Raw genomic sequence first — 18,186 nt, forward strand, 5'->3', positions numbered from 1 at the left:
CCAGGTCAGGGCATCGATCGTGCACCCGCCCGAGAGGAGCGCGACCTGCGCGTCGCGGTCCCACTCGGGGCCGAGCGCGCGCCCGCGTTCGACGACGTCGGAGTCGCCTCGGGCGACCGCCGCGTACAGCTGCACGGCGGCGAGCGACGCCTGCGCGTTCGGCGGCGGTGTCTGGGCGTCGGCCTGCGGCGCCGAGAGGTCCCCCGCGCGTACCGCACGAGCTCGGCAAAGAGCCGGAGCTGAACGCCGTACACGCTCCACTCCAGCCCTGCCTCCTGTGCGCGGGCCAGTCCCCCGGCCGTCAGTTCCGCGGCCTGCGCGAGGAGACCTGCGTAGTAGCGGTTCGAAGCGAGGTGCAGGTGGCAGCGCAGCTCCGTCACAAGGTCACCCGCCTCTCGGGCGCGGTCCCGGGCAAGGTCGAGAAGCGCGACCACCCGATCAGGATCGTCAACGACAAGGACCGCGAGGGTCGCGAGCGCGTCCGCCTCCGCCGCCGGCACCCCGGCCGCGCGTGCCTCCTCGATCGCTGCCTCGGCGCTGCGCTCCGCCTCGCCGTCCTGATCGGCGGCGAGGGCTGCCCAGGCGTGGATCGCCAGTGCCCACGCGCGGTCCCCGCTCGGCTCCCCGGCCGGCAGGTCGGCAAGAGCCCGAGTCGCCTCTTCGAACCCCTCGGTGTCGCGGTCGACGGTCATCAGGTTACGAGCGAGCTGGGACCGCAGCGGCGCCTGCCGCGCCGCATCGCCGGTCGCGGCCGTGACTGCCTCCTGGACCAGGGCGACGGCGCGGTCGTCGAGCCCTGACCGGCTGGCCGCCCCGGCGGCCGAGGTCAGCACCGCGATCCGGCCCTCCCCGAGGAGCGTCGCCGCGTCAGGAACGACGTCCCACAGCTCGAGAACGGTTTCAAGGTGGCGCAGCTCCTCAGCTGGCGCAAGCACATGCGCCGCCGCGCGAGCGGCCGAGCGGGACGCGTGCAGCGCAGTTGGCAGGTCATGCGAGCGCGACGCGTGGTGCGCGAGCTGCGCCGAAGTGCCGAGGCCCGGGTCGTCCACGAGTGCCTGCCGGTAGGCCGAGTGCAGAGCGGTTTGCTCGCCCGGCAGGAGGTCGGTGTACACCGCCTCGGCGAGCAGTGCGTGCCGGAACGCCACGCGACCGTCCTCTCCCGCGAGCACGTTCCGGGCCACCGCCTCCCGCAGGGCGCCGTCGAAGGCGTCCGGGGCTGCCAGCTCGCCGTGCGAGGCGACGGCCCGCAGCAACGGCTCGGCCACCCGACGGCCCGCCACCGAGGCGACACGCGCAAGCTGCTGCACCGACGGGTCGAGCTGCTCGAGCCGTGCCCGGAGCACGTCCGCTAGCGACCCCGGCAGAGCGGCGCCCGCGCCGGCCTCCGCCAGTTCCTCGGCGAAGTACGCATTGCCCTCGCTCCGCTCCCTCACCCGCCGCAACGCGTCGTCGGACAGCGGCCGGCCTGTCACCGCGGTCGTGAACTCGCGCAGCTCGTCGGCGGTGAACGTCGGCAGTTCCAGACGCTCGACCCGCGGATGGCGGGCGAGCTCGGCGAGCATCGGGCGCAGCGGGTGACGCCGGTGCAGATCGTCCGTGCGGTAGCTCGCCACGAGCAAGACGTGCTCGGCCCGCATGCGCGCGACGAGGAACCGGAACACGTCACGGCTCGAGGGGTCCGCCCAGTGCAGGTCCTCGACGATGAGCAGCAGCGGAGCGCCTGCGCGCCCACTGGCGGCGAGCACCGCTGCGATGCCGTCGAAGAGCTGGAGGCGGCTCGCCTGGTCCTCGATCGCGCTGCTCCCGGCTGCCGGTCCCGACGGGAGCAGCAGCCCGAGGGCGGGTCGGGCCTGCACGACGCGGTCGACGACGTCGCCCTGCGCCCGCAGCTGCGCGAGCGCCTCGGCGAACGGAAGGTAGGGCAGGCCCACCTCCCCGAGGTCGACGCAATGTGTGGTGATCGCCGTTGCGCCGGCGCCGGCGGCGAGCCCGGCGACGTGGGCGAGCAGCCGGCTCTTGCCGACTCCGGCGTCAGCGCCAAGCAGGACCGCGCCCGGCTGACCCACCGCTGCGCGGGCCAGCGCGGCCTCGAGCGCAACCACGTGCTCCTCGCGAGCGACGAACGGTACGGGTGTCACGCGGTGGGCCATGCCCCCGATCCTCGCAGCGCCCGCCCACGCCCGGTAGCGCGCTGGGCGGTAGCTTCGCGTCGGCCCGGCGCTTGCGCACGGTCCCGAGCCGCGCGATCGGCCCGCCGAGGTAGCCACGCAGGCCGACCCCAGAGCCTGCTGAGGCTCTCGCGGCGATTGTCCAGCTCGTAGTCATACCCCGGACCCAAAATCAGCATGTCCATCTCGCCCTCCCGGATTCACACGAGGCGGTGTGCCTGCGTGATGTCAACGGTCGGGCTGAGGGGGGCCCGTCCGGATCCGGAGGATGCCCAGACTCTCGCGCGCGAGAGCAGCACGATCGGACTAAGGCGCCTTAGCCTGGATGCCCCAGGCCTGGCAGCGCTCGTCCACAGGTGGCTGAGCGCGCCGACGGACAAGAGCGGCAACACCGTGGCCCTGGTTTGATCTCCGGCTGCGTTCTCGCTCTAGCGGGCTTGGACGATCGCGGACAGGGCGGTGCCGAGCTGTTCGGGCGAGCGGCTGTCATCGTTGAGCAGGAGCACGAAGAGGTCTTCGGTGGCCGGGTCGTACTGCATGTAAGCGGTGAAGCCAGGGATCGCTCCGGAGTTGGAGATGCCCGTCACCGTGGGCGGGTCGGCGGCGAACACCCCGAGGGACCACCCCTCGCTCGGTAGGTCTCGGGTCATCTCGGCGTAGGTGCTCGCGGGCAGCAGCTCGCCGTGGGCGAGCGCGCGCAGGAAGGTGGCGAGGTCCGACGCCGTCGACACCAGCGCACCCGCGGCACCCGCCGCGGTCTCGAGCCCGACGTAGGACGCACCGCCGGTGTCTCCACCGGGCAGCGAGCGCGAGAATCCTCCGATCGGCGTCCGACCGTCCGCAGGGGCAAACCAGGTAGAGGTCAGGGCGAGCGGCTCGACGATGCGCAGGGAGAGGTTGTCCGCGAGGCTCATCCCGGTCACGGACTCGAGCAGCAGCCCGGCGACCACGTAGTTGGTGTTGGAGTAGGCGAACTCCTCGCCCGGCTCGAAGTCGCGCGGCTGGTCGGCGACGAGATCGAGCACGTCCGCCGGCGTCCACGCATGGGCCGGGTCGGCCAGCAGCACAGGGGCAAGTTCGCTGTCGGTGTGCTCGGGGATGCCGCTGCGGTGCGCGAGGAGCTGACGGATCGTGACGCCGTCGGCGATCGTCAGCTCGGGGTCGTGGTCGACGACGAGGTCGTCGAGCCCGAGGGCGCCGTCGGCCACGAGCTGAAGCACCATCACCGCGACGAACGTCTTGGACAGGCTCCCGACCCGAAAAGCGTCGTCCGGCTCGAGCGAGCCGCCGTCGGGCCCGTCGGTGCCGGCGGCCGCGAGAGTCAGCTCGTTGTCGTTGCCAGCCATCGCGACCGCGACGCCGCCGCGCCCCTGACCCGCCCAGCCGTCGAGCAGGCCCTGGACGGGATCGGCGGAGCCGCGCGCGGACGAGGCGCCGTCGTCGCTGCACCCCGCCACCAAGGCCACGGCGAGAGTCAGGGCGACGCCGATCGCGGCGGGATGCTGAGGTAGCCAGGCGTGGGTCATGGTGCGTCTCCCTCTCGGACGTGGCGGGGTGGGTCAGGTGCTGCCGTTCACGTGTCGCGGACGAACAGGGACTCGATGGGTTCGCCGAAGACGTCGGCGATCTTGAAGGCCAGCGAGAGGCTGGGCTCGTGCCGACCGGTCTCGATCGAGTTGACGGTCTGGCGGGAGACGTCGAGCCGATCGGCCAGGTCGGCCTGGCTCCACCGGTGCACGGCCCGCAGTTCGCGCAGGCGATTGATCACGACGTCCGTCGCCGGTCGACCTCGAGCGCCACGACCCAGGCCACGATCCCGACCGCGAAGGTGATCTGCGTCTGCGCAATCGGATTGCCGAGATCGGCCCCTTGCAGCACACCGACCACCGCCAGCGACACCGCGAAGACGCCGAACCCGAAGGCCATCGCCGCCAGCTGCGCGAGCCGCTCCCGCTCGTCGCTCCGGCGCAGGATGCGCACCTGGCCCCACACCAGCAAGCCGATCCCGATCAGCGGCGAGAGCGCCCAGGCGAGGTGCCAGGCACTCGAGGTCGTGTCCGGGTCGAGGGCGATCAGCGTTCCCTGCGTCACCACCAGGACGACGAGCCCCGGGATCAGGTCCCGAGTCGCTGCCCGTTCCCGCGCGACGTCACTGACACTCTTGCGTTCTGCAGGACTTTGGCTCATGGCACGAAAAGTACAGTCTTGTTGTCATTGTGTCAAGTATGTTTGTCAACCGAGCGTGTGCACTCGCAGACGTCCCGGCCATCGCCAACATCCAGCGTGGATGGACACCGATCGGTCTACAGAATCGGGGTGCCCTGGTGGTGCACGACTCGCCACCCGTTCACCGACTGGCGCCAGAGGGAACTGCGGCGTACTCGTCGTCCTTCGACCTGTGTGATGTAGGTCAGGAGCACGAAGCCGGGGCCGAGAACCGTGCCGCTCAGGTCGCTGAGCTCGACGGTGCGCTCTGGGTCGCCCTGAGCGACCAGCGCTGCAATCACCTCGGCGCGCGTCCACAGACGTCCCGACTGGCCGGTTTCTGAATAATCCGGGTCGAGCAGTTCCTCGAGTCGGACTGCGGAGCCACGCACCGCGGGTGTAAGCAGGGCGAGCTCGCGTTGTTTAACCACTGCAAGCTCATCGTCGACCACCTCGGGAGTCTCCCACGAGGCGGAGCCTCAGCACTGAGCGCTCGCTAAGTGCCGTCCTGCTAGCGGCTCGACATGATCCCGCAGTAGCCGAGGTCGGCCGGCGATGCCAGGATCACGTGGTGACACGAAACAGGACGAACTGGATGGTGTGGTCATTGGGCTGCGGCGCTGCGCTCTGCCTGGCGGCTTGCTCAGGTGCCGATCCGGCTGGCGAGTCGACGCCCGATCCCGCCGCGACGGAGACCGCCGCACCGGCCGAGAGCGCTTCGCCATCGGCCTCGGAAAGCACGCCACCTGCGAGCGACGCCTCGAGCGGCGTTTCTGCCACAGCGCTGTGCGAGTACCTCACCGGTCAACTACCCCAGCTGCGGGAGATCGGCTCGGAGGTGGGGGTGATGGCCAACGTGACCGCGAACCTCTTCGCCTGGTACGACGGACAGGGCGCGGTGCCCAATGGAACCGAACTTGACACCTTGACGCAGGAGGAATGCCCCGACGTCGGAGCTGAGGTGCTTACGCTCGCCGGGATTGCGAGCTTCACCGCGCTGTAGAGAAGCCCGCACGTTCCTTCTCTACCGCCCGACCCCCGATCCGCGACGCCCCCTGATCGAGGCCGCCTCGAAGGCGTGGGGTCGCACCGACGTCGACGTCATGCTGCAATACAGCCCTCTCATCGAGGCACCGTCGAGGGCGAGCCGGCGCCGTAGCCGTGTTCGTAACTCACCACTACTCGTCACAAATAATCAAACCCGGCCATAGTCAACAATGGCGAACACGCCTTCACTTCGTTCGTGTGCGCACACCGTCATCCAGCGCGGCAACCAGGACGACCGGCAGAGCCCTTGACCCCGCGCGAGCTACCCGTCGGACCGCAACGCAGGATCGCGCTCCGAGCCCTCTTGCTCGCCGCGGAAATCGTTTCAAATCGGCTCTTGTTCCCGAACGGGAGCAGAACGGACAAATCTTCGCGAGGGACCTACCGCGCAGGGCGCGTGACGCGACTCCCCTGCCCGGGCCGCGACCGCGGAAGCCGACGACCAGTTCCGTCTCGATTGCCTCGAGCCCCATCCCCCTGCCACGGCGTCACGAGAATCGGGTTCAAGGCTCTCACCTGCGCCGGGGCTCGGTGTTGACGTCGCCCATATTCGAAAATGGGCGACCGTTCACCTCACGGAGGGCCGAGAATCAGGCGTCGATCCAGGTCGTCCAGCACCTCGATCTCAGCTAGTTGGGCAAGGGCATCGCTTTAGGGCGGTGCGCTCGCGCGAGATCTTGACCGAATCCCGTACGCCACACGATGCGGTATGTTGCCTACACAGGGGGCGCGACATAGAACAATGGAAGGTTGCTCCGTGGTTACACTGTTGTGGATCCTCGCCGTTATTCTGGTCATTTCCGGGATCGTCGCAATACTACGGAAACAACTATTGTGGGGCGCCGTCCTCATTGTCGTCGGGCTGCTCGTCGGCCCGGGCGGCGTGAGCATCTTCACCTGAGCAGGATCACGCGCTCCGAACGAGTCCGACGGCCTTGCGTCGAAGAGTTAGGCGCGGGCCGTCCGGGTCGCCTGGAGCATTGTGAACAAGTCGGCGGAACTGCACCCGGTGCGTGCGCAGGTTCGGGAGCTAGCCGACGTCAGGTCCTGGTTCGTCCGTGCTCGTTTCGGGGAGCTTGCGGGTCTTGACGAGCTCCAGCGCGACCAGGTGGAGTCGGACGTTGCTGTGCTGGGAGATGCGCGTCAGGACAGCGAACGCCTGGGCCGGCTGCAGGTCGAAGCGTTCCATCAGGATCCCCTCCGCCTGTCCGATCGCGGTCCGGCTCGCGATCGCCGAGGTCAGCTGCTCAGTGGTGTCGGCTCCCGCGATCGCGATGGCAAGGTGCGCCGCCAGGGCGTAGCCGTTGTTGATGTCGTCGGGATCGAACGCGTCGAGGCTGCGCGAGTACAAGTTCAGCGCCCCGAGCGTCTCCCCGGTGGTGAACAGCCGGTAGCTGAGCATGCTCGCCACGCCGAGGTCAGCCACCACCCGAGGACCCCATCGCGGCCACCGGGGGTCGCGAGCGAGGTCGACGACGTGGACCGTTTCACCCGACCAGATGGCATCGAAGCACGGGCCTTCCTTCAACGTGAACTGCAGTTCGTCCAAGCATCTGACCGCCTCGTTGGTGGCCGCCGGGGTATCGATGACGCCTTTGCGGTGCACGATCGACACCCCCGCGTAGTCGCACCCGCTGAAGATCTCGGTCGCGATCGCGACGCCCCTGTCGAGCAGGTCCTGCTTGCCCGTCTCGGCTTCAAAAGAACGCGCAGCAGCGGCGAGCTGCTCATTGAGGACGTGCACTTGAGCCATAGTGCGATCATCCTCCTTCTCGCGTGTCGGCGCGATGTCACCCTGCACGCGCACGGCAGGCGTGTCCGAGGGGAGCGAGGACCTTCATGGTCAGGGCCGGGCGCGGATCCGGTCCCGCCACGGGCGACCGTCCGGGTCGAAGACCAACCGGAACGCCGGCTCGGCCCACACGCGTTGGAGCGAACTGATGCTCCCCGGATCGTGGACCAGTACCCGTCCTGGTGGCCGGGCGCCCTGCTCGCCGCCGTCGTGCCAGGCCGCTAGCTGCTCGGCTTGGCGCCGGAACGCCTCGAACGCCTCTTGAGGGTCCACAAGGTCCGCGTCGTCGGTGGGATCCCGGTCGAGGTGCTCGCGCCACAGGCGCAGGCGCAGGTCTCGGGCGAACACCCGGGCGCCGTCGCCGAGGCCGGCCGGATCGCGGGGCGCTCTGGGGTCGAGGCGGGCGTCGAGCACGCCGATCGACAGCTCGCTGTCGTGGGTCCACGAGCGGCGATTGAGGTTGTCCGAGCCCACCATCGCCCACACGTCGTCCACGACGACGACCTTGGCATGCACGTACACCGGTGTGCCCTGGGGGTTCTCCAAGTCGTACACCGCGAAGCGCTCGCCCCCGGCCTGCGCGCAGGTCCGGATCACGTCGTGGCGCCCCAGCAGGCCGGGGAGCCGGCTGATCGCGCCATCGCTATCGGGGAAGCGCGGCACGACCGCGATGACGTGCAGGTCCGGGTTCGCCCGCAGAGCCGACGCGATCAGGTCAGCCACGGGGCGCGACCACAGGTACTGGTCCTCCACATACACCAGGCTGCGCGCCCGCGCGAAGGCTTTGCGGTAGGCGTGCGCGATGCTGCGCTCGCCCAACGGGGCGAAGGGGTAGCGCCGCAGCCGCGCCGGGTAGGTGCGCAGCACCTGCACCGCCTGCGTGCCCGGACGGGAGTCGTCGTCGGGCACGGGTTCGGGCAGCGGCCGCCGGGTGGTCACACCGATGTGGTAAGCGCGGTCGTAGAGCTCACGGACGGGGTCGGGCAGGTCCAACGGACTGCTGCCGTACCACCGCTCCCGGAAGGTGTGCTCAAGATCGTGCACCGCCGGGCCCCGCACCTCCGCTTGAATGTCGTGCCAGGGCGGCCGAGGCCCGTAGACCTCCGGGAAAGTGAACGCCTGCGGATCACCAGTGTGCCCCGAATCGTCATTTCGGCTGTGGCTCAGGTCGATCCCGCCGACGAACGCGACGTCGCGGGCCGGTGACCCGGGGTGGCGCACCACGACCAGCTTCTGGTGGTGGCTGCCCCCGCGCCGGGTCCGCGCGTCCAAGAACACGTGCCCACCGTTGTGATCGATTACCCGGGCGAACTGCGCGTTGGCCTCCTCAGACTGGTGCAGGAGCTTCGTCTGGGAACGCCACAGCATCCCGAACACGCCGACACCGCGCCGCGCCGCGCCGCTGAGGAGCTCACCGACCTCGGTCCCCATGCCGTTGAGGCGCTCATCGAGATCACCGCGGAAGTCCAGGAAGTACACCTGATCACCGGACGCCGTGGCCACCAGCTCGGCGCACAGGCGGGCGAAGTAGTCGCGGCCGTCCACGAGCGGCACCACTCGGTTTCCGGGGGTGAAGCCCCTCAGGTCGGACGCCCGATTGACCCGCTCGCCGTCGGCCAGGAACCAGGCACGGATCGCCGGGTCGGTCGCCTCGTGCTCGGGCGCATCCTGCTCGAGCGGATCCTGGTCACCGTCGGCAGCTGCTGGGCGCATCCCCAGATTGTCCACCCGGCGCGGCGGGCACCATCGTGGACCCCCGATTCACGCTCGAATCAGTTCCCGTGGGACGCTGCAACCGGGACAGCCATCACCGCAATCGCCCGATCTGCAGGGTGCCTGTCGTCAGTTAGGTCGCACTTTTCACGGCTTCCCGAGAGGCACTCCCCGATGGCTGACACACCCGCAAACGACGCCGCGGCACAGGTGTCCGCCACGACCCGGCAGGCCGCCGACAGCCGACAGATGGGGTGGGCGGCGCGGGCCGGCCTGACGGCCCGCGCGGTGGTCTACCTCCTGATCGGTTCCCTGGCCCTGGCCGTGGCGAGCGGCAGCGGGGCGAAGATGGACCAGAAGGGCGCTCTGGCGCAGGTGCTGGCCCAGCCGTTCGGACCGGTGATGGTCGCCCTGCTCGCCGCCGGCTTCGTCGGGTACGCCGCCTGGCGGCTGACGGAGGTGGCCTTCGGCGTCACGGGCGAAGGGCGCGCGGTCGGTCCGCGCCTGGTGTCCCTGGCCCGGGCAGTCGCCTACGCCTTCCTGGCATACACGGCCGTGACGTTGATCCGGGGCGCGGGCGCTGATCAGAGCAGCCAGCAGCAGGGGTACGCCGCCCAGCTCATGGCGCAGCCCTTCGGGCGCTGGGTCGTGGGCCTGGTCGGGGTCACGATCACCGTCGTGGGTGTGGTGATGGTGGCTCAAGGGGTCAAGCTGACCTTCATGCGCTACTTCCCTGCCGGGAGCCTGCCGCCCCGCACACGGCGAACCGTCCGCCACCTCGGCCAGGTCGGCACGATCGCGCGAGGACTGGTCTTCACCCTCACGGGCGTCCTGGTGGCCGCCGCGGCCTGGACCTACGACGCGGCAAAGGCCGGCGGACTCGATGGCGCCCTGCAGACGTTGCGCGACCAACCCTTCGGCGCGCTGCTGCTCGCCGTGGTGGCGACGGGACTGATCGTTTTCGGGGTCTACGGGCTGTTCGAGGCCCGCTACCGAAGCGTCTGAATCAGGTCTGAACCAGGTCTGAGCTACTGCGCCGTCCCGTTGCCGAGGGAACGAGATCTGCGGGCCCCCGTCCGACGGTGGCCCCGCACCCTCCGGACGCGAGATTCCGCACAGGTAATGCCGGTCAGGCCTGTCCAGGGTTCGGTGCGGTTGTGAATGCCGTGACAGCGGCCACGAGAAACTGCCCGGAGGCGGCCAAGTAACTGCCCGGTAGCGGACATGAGAGTTGCCCGCTGGCGGTCATGAGATCTGCCCGACACGACGTTCTTCGCCTCGCCGCTTCCCGCGGCTGAGGCCCCTCCCGGGGTGCGGTTGGCGGTGCTGATGCGCCGTTCGCCCCCAGGAGGGACACCGTGAAGTCTGCCGAGGAGATCATGAACATGTTGGAAGCGTTCGACTTGACCGGGTCGTTGCGTGACGCCGCGGAGCTGTCCGGGGTGTCCCACCACACCGTGGCCCGCTATGTCGCGGCCCGCGACGCGGGTGCGTTGTCCGATCGGGCCGCGGCCCGCGCGCAGCTGATCGACGAGTTTCTGCCCAAGATCGAGGAGTGGGTCGAGAGGTCCAAGGGCAAGGTCCGCGCGGACGTCGCCCACGACAAGCTCGTCGCGTTGGGCTTCACCGGCTCCGAGCGCACCACGCGCCGGGCTGTGGCGGTGGTCAAGGCGAGCTTCCGGGTCGGGCGGACCCGGGTCCACCGGCCGTGGGTGACCGAGCCCGGGATGTGGCTGCAGTACGACTTCGGCGACGGGCCCGTCATCGACGGGGCCAAGACCACGCTGTTCATCGCGTGGTTGGCGTGGTCGCGGTTCCGGGTGGTGCTCGCGATCAGGGACAAGACTTCACCGTCGGTGATGGCCGCCCTGGACGTCACGTTGCGGCGCATCGGTGGGGCGCCGACGTATCTGCTCACCGACAACGAGAAGACCGTGACCGTCGAGCACGTGGCCGGCATGCCGGTTCGCAACCCGGCGATGGTTGCCTTCGCCCGCCACTACGGCGTCACCTTGCACACCTGTGTCCCGGTGGACCCGGCCACCAAGGGCGGTAGCGAGTCGTCGGTGAAGATCGCCAAGGCGGACCTGGTCCCCAAGGACACCAACCTCCTGGACGCCTACGCGTCGTTCGCGGACCTCGAGGACGCGTGCGAGGCGTTCTGCGCGCAGGTCAACGCCCGCGTCCACCGCGTCACCAGGCGTGCTCCGGACGCGATGCTCGCCGAGGAACACACCCGCCTGCACCCGGTCCCGGTCGACCCGCACACGGTCGCGTTCGGCCTGACACGGGTCGTGCCACCCAAGACGCCGATGGTCACGTTCGACTCCGGGCAGTACTCCGTGCCGCACGAACTGCTCGGGGCCACGGTCTGGGTGCGGGTCCATGGGCGCGGCGCCGACGAGCAGGTCGTCATCGTCCACGTCGGGGCCACTGGACCGCTCGAGGTCGCCCGCCACCCGCGCGCGACCCCGGGCAGCCCGCAGATCATCGACGCCCACTTCCCACCTCCGCCGCCCGGCGCGCTCGGCCGGGTCCCGCTCGCGCGGACCACCGCCGAGGCCGCGTTCCTGGTCCTCGGCGACGGCGCCAGGGTGTGGTTGGCCGAAGCCGCCGCAGCGGGCACGACCAAGATGCGCGTGAAGATGGCCCAGGCCGTGGAGCTCGCCAAGCTGTTCACCCCCGGCGAGGTCGACTGGGCGCTGGGCCACGCCGCGGTCCATGCCCGGTTCGCCGAGGCCGACCTCGCCTCGATCCTGGACCACCACCACGCGGCCACCGCGGCCGGACCGGTCAACCAGGCCGGCGAGGACCGGTCGTTGACCCAGGGCACCCGCGGCTGGGCCACCCTCGGCACGGCGACCTCTGCGACGGAGGTGACCGCGTGAGCGCCCCGACCCGCACCCGCGAGGCGTCCGTGCCGGTGATCGGGGTCCCGTCGGCGCCGGCGATGCCCGAGGACGTCCAGGCGCTGTTGCACCGGTTGCGGCTGCCGCACATCCGCCGCCACGCCCCGGACGTGATCGCCACCGCCAAGGCCCAACGGTGGGAACCTGTCGAGGTGCTGCGCGCGCTGCTGGTCGAGGAAGCCGCGGGGCGCGAACGCTCCGCGCTGGCGACCCGGCGGGCCGGCGCGGGGTTCCCCACTGGCAAGACGTTCGACGCCTGGAACCCTGCCGCGTCCTCGATCCCGGCCCCGACCCAGCAAGCGCTGCGCACCCTGGAATGGGTGCACCGCCGCGAGAACCTGGTCGTCTGCGGACCGTCCGGGACGGGCAAGACGTTCCTGCTCGAGGCCCTGGGCCAGCACGCCGTCGAGCAAGGACTACGGGTGGCCTGGTTCACCCTGGAGGACCTCGGCACGCTGCTGCGCCGCCACCGCGCGGACGACTCGGTGACCAAGGCCATCGCCCGGGTCCTGCGCGCCGACCTCGTCGTGGTCGATGACATAGGGCTGCTGCCGGTGGCGCAGGACGCGGCCGAGGGCCTCTACCGGCTCGTCGACGCCGCCTACGAGAAACGCTCGGTGGCGATCTCGTCCAACCTGCACCCGGCCGCGTTCGACGAGCTGATGCCCAAGACCCTGGCGACGGCCACCGTCGACCGGCTCCTGCACCACGCGCACGTCTGCCAGACCAGCGGCGAGAGCGTCCGACAGGCACAAGCCCTCGCGGGCCAAGGGGTGAGCCCCTTGAGCTGAGAACCCGGGCCGGCGATGGTCAGCACTGGGCAGATCCCATGGCCATCACCGGGCACATTTCGTGGCCGTCACCGGGCAGGTCTCACGACCGCCTCTGGGCAGAACTCAATGGCCCTTGACAATGCCGCTCCGACGGTCGTCGGCTGAGGTGTCCCGGGCCTCGACCTGGCCCCGCTAGCCTTGTTCCCGCGGCACGATCGGGGATAAGGGCTGCGAAGAACACGACCGCGACCCGGAAGAAGGAACCGTGGAACTGCCGAACGATCAGGTCAAGACCTGGGTGGGCATCGTCGCCTACGAGGACCAGCAGATCCACCAGGACGCGCAGGTGACAGACAAGATCGTGGCTCCTGAATCGATCCTCACACTGGAACTGATGCACACGGCTTCGGGTCAGGCCGCGGGGAACGTCCGGTTCTCCGCCGCCGAGGTCAACGACGACCTGGTACGTGTCGAGGTTCTCGAGGCACTCCACCTGCCCGAGACCTCGCCGGTCACGCTCATCCGCCAAACAGTCGAAGAGGGTTTCGCGGCGCCCGAGTGAGTTGAGGAAGAGACGAAGCGCCTGACGCAGGTGCCCCCTCTTCCGGCCACCGCATCGTCCTGCTCGGGTGCTTCCCTTGCCTGCTGGGTCCAGTGCGTTCTGCAGCTACCGAGCGCCGGCGGCCGGACGACGACGGGCGCTGTCGGGTATCCCCGCAATGCAACCCGACGCGACTGCAGCGGGCTCGCCGTGTCGACGGACCCGCGCGAGGCGCGCCGACTCGGCGAATTGACCCCTGCGGAGCGCTGCCACTGCCTCGCCCCGAGACCGCAGCTCGAGGTCTGCCTCGGAGATGCCCAGGATGCTGCGCCGGCGCGCCGCCTGGAATACGAGGATTTCCGACTCGATCTGCGCGAACAGACGAATCCGTTTCGCTGACCGGAGAGCGCCGGAATCGAGCGCACCGCTGCAGCCCTGAATCAGGGTCGCAGTCGCACCGACCGCCGGGCGCAACCACTGCTCGGCCTGCACGGCCAGCGGGCGGGATTGCGCCGTGCCCAGATTCGGGACGAAGGACGTGGACGTCTGCCCGCGTCCTAGGCAGAGCCCACCGTAGAAGCCGCTGCCCTGCTCGTAGCAGGGGTCGCCCCACGTACCGTGCACCGTTGGCCCGACGTTCGGGTCCGGTGTCGCTCGGACGCCGACCCGGACCGGTGCGGAGATCACCATGTCTCCCACGAGGTATCCGGAACCTCGGGACAGCCCAGGTCACTGACCGAGCTTCCGCCATAGACCACCCGCAAGGCAGGCGCCGCGGAGTCGACCACCAGGATGGTTCGGTCCGCGGCGAGCTTCCACCGGGCGATGCTCGCCATGCGACGCATACGGATGTGACGCTGGACCCGATCCTTCGCGGGCGACCCGGGCTCGATCCCGAAATCCAGCTCTCGCCCGGTGGAGGGGATCACGACGCAGCTCAGGTCGGCGAAGAAGCTCGACCAGTCGATCCACACATCGCGGCTGAACCACTCGTCTTCGAGGGATCTAGCCAGCCCCAAAATCTCGTCGGTGACGTCGGCAGCCGCGAATACCGCTGTCGACCGGCGCTCGTGTGCGGCGTCGTCGATCCAGTTGTAGTCCTGTGTCATTGCCCGGCCCCCGGGTTCACTTCTCTCCACGAGGCGGCTTCATCACCAGAACAGACGATAACAGCCGATTGTCGGGAAGACCGAGACCTAGGTCCCCCGGGCCATCGACGTGAGGTTCAGCCGTGCGGGCCACGAACCAGGCGGTCCGAGAGGCCGTCCTCGGAGCGGCCGACGGTGGACCACCTCGAAGCCCACTCGGGGCACCTAGATATCTAGCGTGAACTGCCAAGACACCGCAGGAGCGGGCCGCGTCGCGCTCGAACCTCGCCGACCGCGACGCTGTCGTTGAGAGACGTTGTCGACGGGGGTGCGCTATTGCTGGGTGTGCAGGCTGGTGAGGTGCGCGCTGATCACGGCGCGCATGACGTCAGGAGTCACTCGCTCGGGCATGGTCAATGCATGCAGGGCGATGCCGTCAAGGACGGCATGGAGCCGTTCTGCCTCGAGTTCGAGATCGAGGCCGGGGTCGACATCCCCCGAGGTGATCAGCTCAGCGAGTAGCCGGTGGCAGATCCCCAGCATCAGCTGAGCGCTCTCCGCGCGAAGTGTCCGCAGCGTGGGGTCGATGAGGCCTTGTCCGGTGAACGCGAGCCAGATCTCCATCTCAGACAACCTCTCGGCGTCGAGCGGGAGCAGCTCCGCCAGCACGGCTTCGGCGTGGGCGCGGACGTCGGATGAGGGTGTGATCGCCTGGATTCGGGTGCGGACGCGCTCCGTGACGAGCTGCATGGTGAACGCGAGCAGCTCGTTCTGGGTGGCGAAGTAGTGGCGCAACGATCCCGACGACAGACCCGCCTCGCGGGCGACCGCGCGGACCGATGCGCCGTCGACCCCGTCGCGATGGATCACACGCGAGACCGCTTCGGCGATGTCCTTGCGGCGGGCGACCGGGTCGACGTAACGTGGCATCCAACCGTTCTAGCACACTCGTGCCAGTATGACGGCCGTGCGTTGAACCCGAGGGAGCTGGCCGTGCTCGTTGCCGTGATCGTCGCGTGTGAGGTGGGGTTCTGGGTTCTGCTCGGGGCCGGATTGGTGGCGCGCTACGCCCTGCGTCTACCGCGGTTGGGTGCTGCGCTGCTCGTTGGCGTGCCTCTGGTCGACCTGGTGCTGTTGGCCGCAACCGTGCTCGACCTGAGAGGCGGCAGCACCGCGACGTTCGTCCACGGTCTGGCCGCGGCGTACATCGGGTTCTCGGTCGCCTTTGGGCACAGCACGATCCGCTGGGCCGATCAGCGGGTCGCGCACCGATTCGCCGATGGGCCGAAGCCGGTCAAGCCCCCGCGCTACGGCGCGGCACGTACCAGGTACGAATGGATGGAATGGAGAAAGGCCTTCCTCGGCTGGCTGATCGCGTGCGGCCTGCTTGCGGTGGCGATCGCGTTGATCGGCGACCCCACCCGCACCATGGAACTGCAGGGATGGATTGCGCGACTGACGATCCCCCTCGTCATCTGGCTGGTCGGCTGGCCCGTCTACTACACGCTCTGGCCAAAGCGCACACCGCAGGCTGTCCGCGGTGGCTAACACGGCGCTCGCCGATAGCGTCGTCGCGACGGCCGATCGAGCGGTTCGTCGCGTCGCACCGACGGCGGACCAGAGGAGGTAATCGTGGAGATCCGGACACTCGGCCAGGGCCTGCAGGTTTCGGCGCTCGGCCTGGGCTGCATGGGCATGAGCCAGAGCTACGGCCCCAACCCGGGCGATCGCGACGAGATGATCGCCGTCCTGCGCGGCGCCGTCGAGCGCGGCGTCACGCTCTTCGACACCGCCGAGGTCTACGGCCCGTTCACCAACGAGGAACTCGTCGGCGAGGCACTCCAGCCGCTGCGCGACCAGGTTGTCATCGCCACGAAGTTCGGCGCAGACATCCGCGACGGTAAGTCCGTCGGCCAGGACAGTCGCCCGGAGCAGATCCGCCGGGTGGCCGACGACTCGCTGCGGCGACTGCGCACGGACCGGATCGACCTGTTCTACCAGCACCGCGTCGACCCGGCCGTGCCCATCGAGGACGTCGCCGGTGCGGTCGGCGAACTGGTGGCAGCGGGCAAGGTCGCCCACTTCGGGCTGTCCGAGGCCGGTGCGGGAACCATCCGGCGCGCCCACGCCATCTACCCGGTCACCGCCTTGCAGAGCGAGTACTCGCTGTGGACCCGGGACATCGAGGCCGAGATCCTGCCCACCCTCGACGAGCTCGGGATCGGGCTGGTCCCGTTCAGCCCGCTCGGCAAGGGCTTCCTCACGGGCACCGTCGCCGCGACGACCGCATTCACCCCCGGGGATATCCGCACCACGATCCCCCGGTTCACCGAGGAGAACCGCGCCGCGAACCAGGCTCTGGTCGACCTCGTCAGCCAGGTCGCCGTCGCGCACGCCGCCACACCGGCGCAGGTCGCGCTCGCGTGGCTACTCGCCCAGCGCCCCGCGCTCGTCCCCATCCCCGGCACCCGCCGGCTGTCCCGCCTGGACGAGAACATCGGGGCGACCCGCCTCAACCTGTCCAGCGCCGACATCGCCTCGCTCGGGGACGCAGCTGCCCGCATCGGCGTCACGGGCGCGCGCTACAACGAAGCCATGCAGGCGCAGACCGGGCTATGAAGCGACTAGCCATCAGGGTGTCAAGGCCTGGTCTTGGCTCGGGGATCGGGCGAGTGTTCGGTTCGGCTGAGAATTAACGGCCGAGCATCGCGGATCGAGGTGAATCTGCGGGCCGTGGTCGTCGTGCACGCTTGTCATCGCGGGCGAAAGCGTCCCGGCAACCCGGGTCCGTTGACGTGAGGCCCGAGCCGGCCGCGTCGCGAGGTTGGACACGACCTGGCGGAGCCATTCCCCCTGGGTCGGCCTTAGCGTCTCCTTGTTGTGCTGGTCGTGCAGCTCAGCGTCACGGCGGCAAGCCAGCATTGCTGCTACGTACTCCTGCGGAGCCAACAACATGTTCATGCCTCCAGATTCATGGCTGCCCTCGTGGCGACCAGTGAGCGACGGTCGGAAGAAGAGCCTTGGCTAGCGCTGGCGCGACCCAGGATCGGCTCGGTCGCGCCAGCGCTTGCGTCAGTGCTCGCGTCACTGCGATCGAGCTGTTACGAGGAGGTACTCCCAGTCCATGACCGTCGACGCGTGCCCGCGGTCGAAGCGGCGGACAAGCTCGGCCAATTGCCGGTCGAGCTCGGCGGTCCGCTCGGCGTCGTGGGCCAGGCCGCGGTAGGCGGCGATCATCGGCCCGTAGCGAGCCTTGAAGTAGTCACGGAAGTGCTCCGGGCCGTCGAACTGGTCGACCGTGAGCGTGCCGCGTCGGGCACGAAAGTCGTGCACCCGGTCCCCAAGCAGTGACCGGACGTGGTCCTCGTCGCCCCACAGCGGGGGCGACTGGGCTCCGGTCGGGGCCGGCGGCACGAAGGGCTTCATGGTCGCGAACATCTGGCCGATGAAGCCGCCTGGTGTCCAGCTGAGCAGTCCGATGGTGCCCCCGGGCCGGGTGACCCGAAGCATCTCGTCCGCGGTGGTCTGGTGGTGCGGGGCGAACATCGCACCGACGCACGAGATGACGATGTCAAACGCGTCGTCGGTGTACGGGAGCGCCTCGGCGTCGCCTTCCTCCCATGCCAGTGCCGCGCCATGGAGCGCGGCGGCCGCACGGCCGACGTTCAGGAGCTCGGGCGTGAGGTCGGATGCCACAACGCGGGCGCCGGCCAGGGCGGCGGGGATCGCCGCGTTCCCGGAGCCGGCCGCGACGTCGAGCACCCGGGCGCCGGGCCCCACCCCGGCCGCCTCGACCAGGATGTGGCCGAGCTCCGGGATGATCTCGGTCGCCACCGAGGGATAGTCACCCAGCGCCCACATCGCGCGGTGCTTGGTCTTCAGCGCACGGTCGGGGTCGACCGTGTCGGTCTGTGCAGTCATCAGACGATCCTTCGTTTGAGAGGGTGTGG

Annotated in this window: 20 protein-coding genes; 8 read left to right on the top strand and 12 right to left on the bottom strand. The window is 69.6% G+C overall.

The window, feature by feature from the left end; all coding sequences use genetic code 11:
• Nucleotides 1–5: 5 nt before the first annotated feature.
• From VTA80_RS01205 to VTA80_RS01230, 6 genes are all read right to left on the bottom strand, one after another.
• Nucleotides 6–2,150, bottom strand: coding sequence for an ATP-binding protein (locus VTA80_RS01205; protein WP_407343602.1), 2,145 nt, complete (start codon nucleotides 2,148–2,150; stop codon nucleotides 6–8).
• A gap of 446 nt (nucleotides 2,151–2,596) precedes the next feature.
• Nucleotides 2,597–3,694: a serine hydrolase domain-containing protein gene (locus tag VTA80_RS01210; protein WP_407343603.1), complete on the bottom strand. Its 1,098-nt coding sequence runs from the start codon at nucleotides 3,692–3,694 to the stop codon at nucleotides 2,597–2,599.
• Nucleotides 3,695–3,741: 47 nt separating this feature from the next.
• Nucleotides 3,742–3,936: a helix-turn-helix transcriptional regulator gene (locus VTA80_RS01215; RefSeq protein WP_407343604.1), complete on the bottom strand. Its 195-nt coding sequence runs from the start codon at nucleotides 3,934–3,936 to the stop codon at nucleotides 3,742–3,744.
• Entirely contained in the window at nucleotides 3,933–4,355 is a 423-nt protein-coding gene (locus VTA80_RS01220; protein ID WP_407343605.1) for a hypothetical protein, read from the bottom strand. Before VTA80_RS01220 ends, VTA80_RS01215 begins: the two co-directional genes overlap by 4 nt.
• A 116-nt stretch (nucleotides 4,356–4,471) precedes the next feature.
• Nucleotides 4,472–4,825, bottom strand: a complete 354-nt coding sequence (locus VTA80_RS01225) for a DUF4440 domain-containing protein (RefSeq protein WP_407343606.1) — start codon at nucleotides 4,823–4,825, stop codon at nucleotides 4,472–4,474.
• Nucleotides 4,826–4,937: 112 nt separating this feature from the next.
• Nucleotides 4,938–5,153, bottom strand: a complete 216-nt coding sequence (locus VTA80_RS01230; protein ID WP_407343607.1) for a hypothetical protein — start codon at nucleotides 5,151–5,153, stop codon at nucleotides 4,938–4,940.
• A gap of 67 nt (nucleotides 5,154–5,220) precedes the next feature.
• On the opposite strand from VTA80_RS01230, the gene VTA80_RS01235 reads away from it, so the two are divergent.
• Both VTA80_RS01235 and VTA80_RS01240 read left to right on the top strand, forming a co-directional pair.
• Complete coding sequence (locus VTA80_RS01235) at nucleotides 5,221–5,376, top strand: hypothetical protein (RefSeq protein WP_407343608.1); 156 nt, start codon at nucleotides 5,221–5,223, stop codon at nucleotides 5,374–5,376.
• Nucleotides 5,377–6,177: 801 nt separating this feature from the next.
• Nucleotides 6,178–6,321, top strand: coding sequence for a GPGG-motif small membrane protein (locus VTA80_RS01240; protein WP_407343609.1), 144 nt, complete (start codon nucleotides 6,178–6,180; stop codon nucleotides 6,319–6,321).
• A gap of 129 nt (nucleotides 6,322–6,450) precedes the next feature.
• Here VTA80_RS01240 and VTA80_RS01245 read toward each other — a convergent pair whose 3' ends face one another.
• Both VTA80_RS01245 and VTA80_RS01250 read right to left on the bottom strand, forming a co-directional pair.
• Complete coding sequence (locus VTA80_RS01245) at nucleotides 6,451–7,173, bottom strand: ANTAR domain-containing protein (RefSeq protein ID WP_407343610.1); 723 nt, start codon at nucleotides 7,171–7,173, stop codon at nucleotides 6,451–6,453.
• Nucleotides 7,174–7,263: 90 nt separating this feature from the next.
• Nucleotides 7,264–8,925, bottom strand: coding sequence for a phospholipase D family protein (locus VTA80_RS01250; RefSeq protein ID WP_407343611.1), 1,662 nt, complete (start codon nucleotides 8,923–8,925; stop codon nucleotides 7,264–7,266).
• Between the two features lie 174 nt (nucleotides 8,926–9,099).
• On the opposite strand from VTA80_RS01250, the gene VTA80_RS01255 reads away from it, so the two are divergent.
• The 4 genes from VTA80_RS01255 to VTA80_RS01270 all read left to right on the top strand — a co-directional run bounded on the left by VTA80_RS01255 (nucleotide 9,100) and on the right by VTA80_RS01270 (nucleotide 13,169).
• Nucleotides 9,100–9,930 (top strand): DUF1206 domain-containing protein, encoded by an 831-nt coding sequence (locus VTA80_RS01255; protein WP_407343612.1) that lies wholly within the window; start codon nucleotides 9,100–9,102, stop codon nucleotides 9,928–9,930.
• Between the two features lie 353 nt (nucleotides 9,931–10,283).
• Nucleotides 10,284–11,813: an IS21 family transposase gene (gene istA, locus VTA80_RS01260; RefSeq protein ID WP_407341915.1), complete on the top strand. Its 1,530-nt coding sequence runs from the start codon at nucleotides 10,284–10,286 to the stop codon at nucleotides 11,811–11,813.
• Complete coding sequence (gene istB / locus VTA80_RS01265) at nucleotides 11,810–12,625, top strand: IS21-like element helper ATPase IstB (protein WP_407341914.1); 816 nt, start codon at nucleotides 11,810–11,812, stop codon at nucleotides 12,623–12,625. Before istA ends, istB begins: the two co-directional genes overlap by 4 nt.
• 280 nt (nucleotides 12,626–12,905) lie before the next feature.
• A complete protein-coding gene (locus VTA80_RS01270; RefSeq protein ID WP_407343613.1) occupies nucleotides 12,906–13,169 on the top strand; it encodes a hypothetical protein in 264 nt (87 codons plus the stop codon).
• A gap of 105 nt (nucleotides 13,170–13,274) precedes the next feature.
• Here the strand turns inward: VTA80_RS01270 and VTA80_RS01275 are convergent, their stop codons facing one another.
• The 3 genes from VTA80_RS01275 to VTA80_RS01285 form a co-directional block, all read right to left on the bottom strand.
• Nucleotides 13,275–13,838, bottom strand: a complete 564-nt coding sequence (locus tag VTA80_RS01275) for a hypothetical protein (protein ID WP_407343614.1) — start codon at nucleotides 13,836–13,838, stop codon at nucleotides 13,275–13,277.
• On the bottom strand, nucleotides 13,832–14,257 hold the full coding sequence (locus VTA80_RS01280; RefSeq protein ID WP_407343615.1) for a hypothetical protein: 426 nt from the start codon (nucleotides 14,255–14,257) through the stop codon (nucleotides 13,832–13,834). The genes VTA80_RS01275 and VTA80_RS01280 overlap by 7 nt, the downstream gene beginning before the upstream one ends.
• 312 nt (nucleotides 14,258–14,569) lie before the next feature.
• Complete coding sequence (locus tag VTA80_RS01285) at nucleotides 14,570–15,166, bottom strand: TetR/AcrR family transcriptional regulator (RefSeq protein WP_407343616.1); 597 nt, start codon at nucleotides 15,164–15,166, stop codon at nucleotides 14,570–14,572.
• A 63-nt stretch (nucleotides 15,167–15,229) separates the two neighbouring features.
• Here VTA80_RS01285 and VTA80_RS01290 point away from each other — a divergent pair, with 63 nt between their 5' ends.
• Nucleotides 15,230–15,784: a hypothetical protein gene (locus tag VTA80_RS01290; RefSeq protein WP_407343617.1), complete on the top strand. Its 555-nt coding sequence runs from the start codon at nucleotides 15,230–15,232 to the stop codon at nucleotides 15,782–15,784.
• Between the two features lie 84 nt (nucleotides 15,785–15,868).
• Complete coding sequence (locus VTA80_RS01295; protein ID WP_407343618.1) at nucleotides 15,869–16,855, top strand: aldo/keto reductase; 987 nt, start codon at nucleotides 15,869–15,871, stop codon at nucleotides 16,853–16,855.
• A gap of 465 nt (nucleotides 16,856–17,320) precedes the next feature.
• Here VTA80_RS01295 and VTA80_RS01300 read toward each other — a convergent pair whose 3' ends face one another.
• Nucleotides 17,321–18,157 (bottom strand): class I SAM-dependent methyltransferase, encoded by an 837-nt coding sequence (locus VTA80_RS01300; RefSeq protein ID WP_407343619.1) that lies wholly within the window; start codon nucleotides 18,155–18,157, stop codon nucleotides 17,321–17,323.
• Between the last annotated feature and the right edge of the window lie 29 nt (nucleotides 18,158–18,186).

It is taken from the genome of Pengzhenrongella phosphoraccumulans (assembly GCF_045689905.1).
GTDB classification, from domain to species: Bacteria; Actinomycetota; Actinomycetes; order Actinomycetales; family Cellulomonadaceae; genus Pengzhenrongella; species Pengzhenrongella phosphoraccumulans.